1 protein-coding gene is annotated in these 270 nt (G+C 56.3%); it reads right to left on the bottom strand.

Annotated features, from left to right (window positions below; genetic code table 11):
- The coding region (locus SB775_RS29865; protein ID WP_410864863.1) for a 3-methyl-2-oxobutanoate hydroxymethyltransferase at positions 1 to 270 on the bottom strand (270 nt) is incomplete at both ends.

The raw sequence follows: 270 nt of genomic DNA, 5'->3' as shown, positions 1-270 counted from the left end.
GGCTCCTGCCGCTTCGCACGCTTTGGCATCTTCGATCAATTGCTTGGCGGCGCTTGCGGTTTTGCCTTGTACTTTATAGCCCCCGAGCACCGCCGCTGATTGCGGCAATAAGCCGAGATGGGCAACGATTGGAATCCCAGAACCGACAAGCCTGCGCGTCACATCGAGTACTTCTCCTGCGCCTTCAAGCTTCAAAGCTTGTGCATTCGTTTCTTGGAAAATTCGCATGGCGTTTTCCAGTGTCCGGTCCCAGCTGCCGTGGAACGAGCC

Source organism: Peribacillus sp. SIMBA_075 (assembly GCF_046534585.1).
The sequence above is the reverse complement of the archived record's forward strand: the minus strand, read 5'-3'. Positions and strand labels throughout refer to the sequence as shown.